Consider the following 7,739-nt stretch of genomic DNA (forward strand, 5'->3'; position numbering starts at 1 on the left):
TTAGGTATTTTTATCTATAAAATTAGGTGTTAATGAATTATTCATGTTCATCTTCACTTATATTTATAATTAGCTTGTATAAAATACAACTCAAATATCCTACCGATGCAATAAGTATAAAACTGTCTACAAGAAAATTACCGGTCATTTTTCCACCTTCATTTCTTCCCCCGTGATAATTTAAAGGTTTCTTGCTTTTAATTTATTTTACTTAAAAGGTTGTAGTACTGAAATATTTCCAAGTACTACAACCTTTTAAGTAGAGAAACTATTTTGTATACTTTCCAGAGGCTAACTTTTCTACAGCTTCTTGTTTTTCTTGCTGGCCAGCTGTAACATAAATTTTGGTTGTATTTATATCCGTATGTCCCATCAATTCAGCTACATATGAAATTGGAATACCTTTTTGTACTAAATCATGGCCAAAAGTATGTCTAAGTACATGCGGTGTTAGTTCCTCCAATCCCGTATGCTTACGAATTGTCTTAAAGATATTTTCTATTCCTACAACTGATAGTGGACCATTTTTTTGAGAGACAAAAAGATATTCTGTTTGATTTTCTTTAAAAGCTTGATGTATTTGTCTATGTTCTTTCCATTTATTAATGCTATTGACTACATCTGAATTCATAGGAATCTTTCTGGCTTTTCCACCTTTTCCATCCCGTACAGAAATAAAACCATCTTCAATATCATCTAGTTTTAATTTGGAAACCTCACTGACTCTTAATCCAGCCTGTAACATTATATTAACTATTGCCAAATTCCTATAGTTTTTCCAAGGATTTTTCTTAATTAATTCAACATCCTCTAGGTACCTCATAAGCCTATTTTTAGAAATACGATCAAGCCATTTAGCATCATTTTTATTTTGAATTTTAGGTTGTTTTACCATTGCACCTAGATTTGTCTGCGTTCTATTCGTTTCATATAAAAATTTGAAATATGGTTTTACTCGACCAATTTTTGTAGAAACTGTAGAAACAGATAATTGTTTTCCACTATTTGTTTTTGCAACTTCCATTAGAAATTGTTTCCACTCTTGAAGATCCATAGGTGTAATCGACTCTCCCTGGAATACAACCCCATTTGTATCTTCATACCACTGAATAAACTCTTTTAATGTAGTTTCATATTGCTTAATTGTATTCTCTCTTTTTCCTTGTTCTTTTAACCAAACTATATAATTTTCCATAAAACAATCACCTAACATTACCTTTCCCTAAAGGTATCACCTTCATTTATTCTCTATTTATAATCTGCTAATAACTACATGAATACTCCTTTATAGGTATATCTATTTCTTTACAGCTTACCAACTCATTTTTAAGATAATTGTACTACTGTCCTCAATTACCACTGTACTGTTAATACCAGCCGCTTTTAATTCATTGAGAATTAAATTCCATCTTTTACTCTGGTCTAAAACAGTTTCTTTAATTTCTTGTATTGTAAGCTCATTTTTAGTAGGTACTTCAAAAATTTGATTAATCCCTTTTTTATACTGTTTAAATTCTTTTTTTATAACTGCTATCTTCATTAACATTAACCATTTATAAAAAAAGGTTTCTTTTATCAAGTATTGAAAGCTAAATGTATTAGTATTTATGGAGTACGGAAATTTTATATTACTAAAACTAAACGTCACTTCATTTTTCTCTTTTTTCATTGCTTCTTGTATTCGAATTTTTAACTGTTCCGCTGTAAACACATTAATTAAAAAATTTTCAAAGGTGATTCTATATATTTCTACTAAATATTGCTTCTCATTTTGTACTTCTTCTTTTAGCTTAGATAAATCCGAGAAAGCAATACTTCCTGTATTATTTTCCATTCTTTCTCCCCTCATCTCAGATATTTTGTTAAGTATTTCTAAACAACCTGCTAAAAAAACCTTTCCTTTTTTGCTCACTAGATGCTATCAATTTTTTTGTTTCTTGCATTTCTCTTATATTTTGTAAGAGTAACTTATCTCGTTCTTCTGCCCTTTTTTCCCGTTCGTTCATCCGTTCTTCAAAGTATTTATGCTGTTCTTCAAGTTTTTTTAAAAGTGCTTTATTAAAATCTTCTTGCTGTTTTTGTTGTTCTAATATCTGTTCTAGCTTTTGAACTTCTATATTTATGGTCTGTAGATAGTTTCCAGGGCGTTCCTCTTCAGGAACGCCCATTGTTCTTTCTTCAGGATTCATACCTGCTACTAATATTTGTGCTGCTACTTCTAAATTTATACTTTTTTCTTGTACAAGTTCTTTCATTCGTTTCAAAACAATAATATCTTTATCAACAAAAGCCCTACTATTATTTCGGCCACGAATAAATATATATTTTTGATTTTCTAGAGCAATACACCACTTTCTCAGTGTACTATCCCCAATTTGTAATAGCTCAGAGATCTCTTTACTCCAATATCCCTGTTCGCTCATGTGTTCTTCTCCCTTCTCTTACTGTTCTTATTATACATGTTCTCTAAGGAACATGTTTTTCCTTTTAGTAAGAAAAAGTGAAGAATTTTATTTTAATCCTCTCTACTTTAAAATCCTTATTTACAATAATGTAAAAAATATGTTGCAGCCACATGATTTTCAATAGGAACCTGTTCTGTTCCTTCCATATTATACTTATATTCATTGCCTTTCACATCAAAAATTTTATAGCTTCTTTTCCCTTCTTTGATTCCTTCAATAGTAATAAAAATGTGCTTTTTAAAGGCATAAATGAGAAGATTATTATTTTCTTCTGCTTCTATACTTATCATTCCTATTTTGTTTACATCCGTATCCTCTAAAAATTGTTCTAAAAAAGAAAGCAGTTTAGTTATATACTTTCTATTTTTCTCTTTAGTCATTTTAAATATAAGTGAATCCCCTTCAAAATTCACATAATCATCCATCGTTCCAAAGTCGCCAAGCTTCTTTGCTATAGCAGTCGTGTCCTTATGTGATAATTTTCTATTTAAGTGCATGTTAATTTCTACCGTCATATACATATTTATTTTCCCTCTCTTGTTAAACGTTGATTATCTTCAGCAATTTTCATACAAAAACTTAATCTTTTGTGCCATATTTCAAATTTGGTACAAGATACATACTGGCTGATTTTTTTTAGTATAATAATTAATTCTTCACTCGAAGTCGCTTCACAACTCTTTGATACAATATAAAGCTTACTACTATTTTGAATATCTATTATGCTGGTAATTTGCTCTTTTATATTATGAACATTATCTAATTCACTATCCAAACAATTCAAGGATTCATAAATTAATTCATATAGATATTTTTGAAGAATTCTTTCTCTAAGCTCTGTTAGTTGTTCAGATTGAAATCTTATTTTTTCATGCTCTGGATGATATAATGTGAGATACTCTGAAAACATCTCTTTAGATGTAGAATACATTATGCCTAAATCATAATTTATAATAGCTGGTATAGATCCATTACGATTAGATAAAGGAATTAAGACATCTAAGTCTTTAAGCGTTTTCTCCCATTCCCCTAAATCTTCTTTCGTAATTTCACCCACATAAAATTTTTCACACTTACTTTTCGATATATCGCTGCCTTTATATAATCTCCTTAGATAGAACCAATTGCTAATATAATTACTTATTTTTTTTAGAAAGAAACATATCAACATTCCTATGCCAATCCAAATTAAGATTTTATTTAGACTAAAAAAGTCTGATTGCATATAGATTTATCCCCTTTCCAAACTTTTATTTTGGTTTCTAATCATTGTTTTTTCAGGGTTCTTTTGTATTGGTGTTACCACTGACTTAATAAGATTTTCGAGTTCTTTTGTATTTACATGGGATTTAATCATCGCATCCATCATTTCTCTTTTGGAAACTCTATTCCATTCAATTTTATAATCAGCATTTTTGGCCAATGTTCTAGTGAATTCACGTTGACTCCTACCATTTCCTTCTCGGAAAGGATGTAGTACATTTATTTCTGCTAGATAATGAGCTGCTCTTTCGGAAAACTTTTCTGGACTCATAACCTTCAAGTAATTTTCTTGTTTTAGTTGACCAAATAGTTCTTTTGCCCCTGATTCAATGAATCTAGCATCGCCAAAAGAAAAGAAATCTTTTGCTATATTTTCTTGTCGTATTTGGCCAGCAAATTCATAAATGTCTTCGAAAATATGTTTATGTATCTTTTTAAGATGATCAAGATCAAAATTACCTGGGATTGGCTTAATTTCTAATTCAGCGATTTTGGCCGTGGTTATCAATTTTTCTAACTCTTCTAATTCCGCTTGATCCTTAATACCAAATTTATTCTTTAAAACATCCGTGCCATCGTATGTGTAAAGAGATTTATTTACCATGTTTTCTAGCACGCTCCCTCGCAATTTTAATAAATGTTTCTTTTGTGATTTCTTTTTTCAGATAAGCGATAATTAATTTTTCATCAGACTCTGTAAATCTGAAACCTTCAATCTCCATAGATCCTTTTGCATTTTCATAAGCCTGCTTAATACGTTTGTTATATAATTCACTCATATTATTATTCCTTTCTGATTTGAACATCATTTTTTGATAAAACAATATTATTAATTTTTTCTAGATCCGATATAAAAAAAGATAATAAAGATAATAACACACAGTAAAAATAGTAATCCATAATCGCTAGATCCAGTAAAAAAAACATTTTTATTTAATTCTATTAGATATTCATCCTGAAATTTTGAGTATATATAATTGAAATTATTTTGATTAAACCTACAAAGTGTAAGTCCTATTAATGATGCTATTAATCCAACTAGTGATCCAATAAGAGCCTTTAAGTAATTTGTTTTTTTCTCCTTACTTTTATTATAAAAATAAAAGCATATCATTGTTAATGTACTTAAAATAAAGATTCCAATAAACACTAGAAAAATTTTTATCATTCCTGCTGCCATATTCACTTTCCAACTCCTTCTTATACAATTGTCATTCTCCCCCATCATCTTTAAATGATATTTTATTGTAAATTGTTTATTTCCTTAACAATTCGTTTCGTTCTTACAACTAACCAAAATTCTAATATCATGAAAATAAAAGGAACTACATAACATGCTATAATATATAGCCACACAGAGACATTAGTATCAAACAAATTCTTAGTTAAATTACCAAAAATAATACTGATAATTGCACCCATTAAAATAAGAAACGAACATAAAACATTGCTCCTAAGTTCTTCTTTCAAATCTTTCATAGTTTGAAATTTATTCATGATTCATCCCCTCATTTCTTTGCAAAATTTAAATTGTCTTACTTTGAATTAGGCTTCTTAAATAAGAACATGAACAACATAGCCATAGTCATAACCCAAAATACTACTTTTCCTATGTTTAATAAGTTAATTGTTTTGTTTTGCATGTTTGTTAATATACTTTCTGATACAGTAGGTACTGAATAGAAGTCTAAAGAGAATAAAAATGATATGGACTCACCAACACTTGTATATGCTTGTGCAGGAATAACCCAGAGTGCAATCAAAGAAGTCCATGCACTCATCCAAATAACTACACCCCAATCAGCTTGTTTTATGTTTTGAATAGGTCTTTTAATAATTTCCACCTGTTACCCTCCATTTTCGTATAAAATTCAAATTGTATAGAAATACCTTTATATCCTTGAATGAGAACCTGTATATGATTTTTCAATATCTTGACTTTCGCAATGAGGACAACATACCACTTCTCTATCCTTATTTACCGCAAATTCTTCCTCACATGATTCACAATAATAAACATCAATTAATAATTTCATTTTCATTCTCCTTTTTAATAAATTTCAAAATCTATAGGTTGTTAACCTTGTTGGAACTGGACTGACAAGACCAACTAGTGCTGGTAAAACAACCCTTACCCGCATTAACGGGCAATAGTACCCCCACCTGAAGGTGGATTTAACCCATGTGTTGGTCCATCTGTTTTTTAATAAAATTCAAATTTGATAAAAACTAGTATTCAACATCTTCATCCGGAGAAATTAGTTTTGCTTTACTCTTAGCTTCTAACTTTGTTAATTGGTCTTCTACAAGAAATAAATTTATTTTAGATGTTCTACGTCTAAATATTATGTCTTTACGCTTTTCAAAACAGTTGTTACAGCAATAAAGTCCATCCATAAGTTTTGCTGAGTTTATTAAAATAGACTTGTCACAACAAAAACAAGAAGTAGTTTCATCAGAATTTACTGGTTTTTTCAAAATTATCATTCCTCTCTCCAAATATCCAGCTTTCCCATAACCCGTTATAATTCCTCTGGTTTTAATAAAATCTTCACTTTATTTTTAAGAGCAATTTCCAAACCGAAATTACTATATTCTTCCTCAATAAAATGTTGAAGTGTGTCATATACACTACTTCTCCATATATCGTTACCGATCATCGGTTTAATTTTGTCATCAAGCTTCGTTAAAACATCCTTTAGATTACTTCCATTAGAAACAGGGAGCCATGAACCTTCATTACAGAAATAAAAACTCAATGCCGTACTTAATATACCTTCACCATCTGTAATCTCTCTTATTTCATATGTATGGTTTGGATCAGGTGCAACAATAGCCCATATACCTCTACTATATCTATCTTCCCAACATAGTAAATTCCAATCGTACTTTAATATTAATTCTTGTATTGCCTCCATTTTATAGCCTCCTATTGTGGAAAAAATGCATAAAATTCAATTTTGTACTAATCGAACTCCACTTTTTTGTAATTGTTCTTTGCAATATTTAATATGTTCCTCAATGGTTTATACAAATAAAAAGGTTTATTTTAAATTTCAACAGGTTTAGACACAGATAAATCACCTTGTAAATAAAATGAAATACCTTCATCGACAGTATCAAAAGGTATTTCCTCTTCAACAATGCCCCAAGATTCGTTATTACCAACTGCCTTTACCATTGCTGATAATTCATTTTCGGCTTCAACTATTTTTACAACATTATCCTCATCGTAAGGGCAAACCCCAACTGCATATTTTTTCATTACTCTCATCCCTACTTTTCTACAAAATTCAAATTGTAATACAATAACACTTTGGTTTAGTTTCTTAAAAACTCTGGGTTTTCATAGGTATTTCCTATTACTTCAACTCGTTCTAATAAATCTTGTAAATTCCACATATAAAAGTAAAAATCATTATTACTTTTACCTTGCACTCTTTTAGCCATGAATGCCGCTTTATCTTCCCTATATACAACTTGTCGTAAAGTATCACGCCAATAGAATAAATCACCTTCATAAATTTTCTTACCATACTTATCCTTTAGCCCTATGTATTGACCAACCGTTTCCCATTCAATCGGAACGCATCCATAACCTGGAGCTTCAATATAAGCTAATTCATCTTCATAATTTATAACTACGCTTCCATAAAACCATTTTGCATCACCATAATCTTTGATAGGCTTACCACGAAACTCAACTTCTCTCATTTTCGTTCCCTCCATTTTTATACAAAATTCAAATTTGATAAATCTAGTAAACAACATTTGTACAAATAACTTATTTTATAAAATGAAGAAATAAAAGCAATATTAGACACGTAAGCATTCCTGGTAATGCCAACTTCAATGGATCAGGTAATTCCTTTTCAAAATAAAGAAAAATCACATTTACTAACAAGCACAGCATTATGAATAGAAATACAAACGCCATAATAATAATTGGCATTAATGAAAATATATTCATTTCATTTCATTTCTCCTTTCTACAATCTCCCAATAACCAGG

15 protein-coding genes are annotated in these 7,739 nt (G+C 29.8%); all 15 read right to left on the bottom strand.

Annotation, left to right across the window (positions count from 1 at the left end; translation table 11 throughout):
* Window positions 1-268: 268 nt before the first annotated feature.
* Window positions 269-1,195 (bottom strand): tyrosine-type recombinase/integrase, encoded by a 927-nt coding sequence (locus QCI79_RS34195; protein WP_000432941.1) that lies wholly within the window; start codon window positions 1,193-1,195, stop codon window positions 269-271.
* 117 nt (window positions 1,196-1,312) lie between these two features.
* Window positions 1,313-1,834: a hypothetical protein gene (locus QCI79_RS34200; RefSeq protein ID WP_000430093.1), complete on the bottom strand. Its 522-nt coding sequence runs from the start codon at window positions 1,832-1,834 to the stop codon at window positions 1,313-1,315.
* Window positions 1,835-1,862: 28 nt separating this feature from the next.
* Window positions 1,863-2,423, bottom strand: coding sequence for a DUF3967 domain-containing protein (locus tag QCI79_RS34205; protein ID WP_000003056.1), 561 nt, complete (start codon window positions 2,421-2,423; stop codon window positions 1,863-1,865).
* Window positions 2,424-2,539: 116 nt separating this feature from the next.
* A complete protein-coding gene (locus QCI79_RS34210; RefSeq protein WP_003272624.1) occupies window positions 2,540-2,980 on the bottom strand; it encodes a hypothetical protein in 441 nt (146 codons plus the stop codon).
* A gap of 8 nt (window positions 2,981-2,988) precedes the next feature.
* Window positions 2,989-3,690 carry a hypothetical protein gene (locus tag QCI79_RS34215; protein WP_001190270.1) on the bottom strand — a complete coding sequence of 234 codons (702 nt, stop codon included), beginning with the start codon at window positions 3,688-3,690 and terminating at the stop codon, window positions 2,989-2,991.
* A gap of 6 nt (window positions 3,691-3,696) precedes the next feature.
* Entirely contained in the window at window positions 3,697-4,332 is a 636-nt protein-coding gene (locus QCI79_RS34220; RefSeq protein WP_000247595.1) for a Fic/DOC family protein, read from the bottom strand.
* Window positions 4,322-4,507 (bottom strand): antitoxin VbhA family protein, encoded by a 186-nt coding sequence (locus QCI79_RS34225; protein ID WP_001293228.1) that lies wholly within the window; start codon window positions 4,505-4,507, stop codon window positions 4,322-4,324. Before QCI79_RS34225 ends, QCI79_RS34220 begins: the two co-directional genes overlap by 11 nt.
* Window positions 4,508-4,557: 50 nt before the next feature.
* Window positions 4,558-4,908 (bottom strand): hypothetical protein, encoded by a 351-nt coding sequence (locus tag QCI79_RS34230; RefSeq protein ID WP_003272627.1) that lies wholly within the window; start codon window positions 4,906-4,908, stop codon window positions 4,558-4,560.
* A gap of 62 nt (window positions 4,909-4,970) precedes the next feature.
* A complete protein-coding gene (locus QCI79_RS34235) occupies window positions 4,971-5,225 on the bottom strand; it encodes a hypothetical protein (protein ID WP_001032088.1) in 255 nt (84 codons plus the stop codon).
* A gap of 38 nt (window positions 5,226-5,263) precedes the next feature.
* On the bottom strand, window positions 5,264-5,572 hold the full coding sequence (locus QCI79_RS34240; RefSeq protein WP_000402623.1) for a hypothetical protein: 309 nt from the start codon (window positions 5,570-5,572) through the stop codon (window positions 5,264-5,266).
* A 48-nt stretch (window positions 5,573-5,620) separates the two neighbouring features.
* Window positions 5,621-5,764, bottom strand: coding sequence for an FmdB family zinc ribbon protein (locus tag QCI79_RS34245; RefSeq protein WP_000770710.1), 144 nt, complete (start codon window positions 5,762-5,764; stop codon window positions 5,621-5,623).
* 193 nt (window positions 5,765-5,957) lie between these two features.
* Entirely contained in the window at window positions 5,958-6,215 is a 258-nt protein-coding gene (locus QCI79_RS34250) for a hypothetical protein (RefSeq protein WP_000584743.1), read from the bottom strand.
* 35 nt (window positions 6,216-6,250) lie between these two features.
* Complete coding sequence (locus tag QCI79_RS34255) at window positions 6,251-6,646, bottom strand: hypothetical protein (protein ID WP_000387432.1); 396 nt, start codon at window positions 6,644-6,646, stop codon at window positions 6,251-6,253.
* Window positions 6,647-6,777: 131 nt separating this feature from the next.
* Window positions 6,778-6,993 carry a hypothetical protein gene (locus QCI79_RS34260; protein ID WP_000759646.1) on the bottom strand — a complete coding sequence of 72 codons (216 nt, stop codon included), beginning with the start codon at window positions 6,991-6,993 and terminating at the stop codon, window positions 6,778-6,780.
* Window positions 6,994-7,049: 56 nt separating this feature from the next.
* The gene (locus QCI79_RS34265) at window positions 7,050-7,442 is read right to left on the bottom strand and encodes a YopX family protein (RefSeq protein WP_001209422.1); all 393 of its coding nucleotides are present in this window, start codon (window positions 7,440-7,442) and stop codon (window positions 7,050-7,052) included.
* Window positions 7,443-7,739: the final 297 nt, after the last annotated feature.

The organism is Bacillus cereus group sp. MG1, from assembly GCF_040460035.1.
In the GTDB taxonomy this organism is placed as follows: Bacteria; Bacillota; Bacilli; order Bacillales; family Bacillaceae_G; genus Bacillus_A; species Bacillus_A cereus.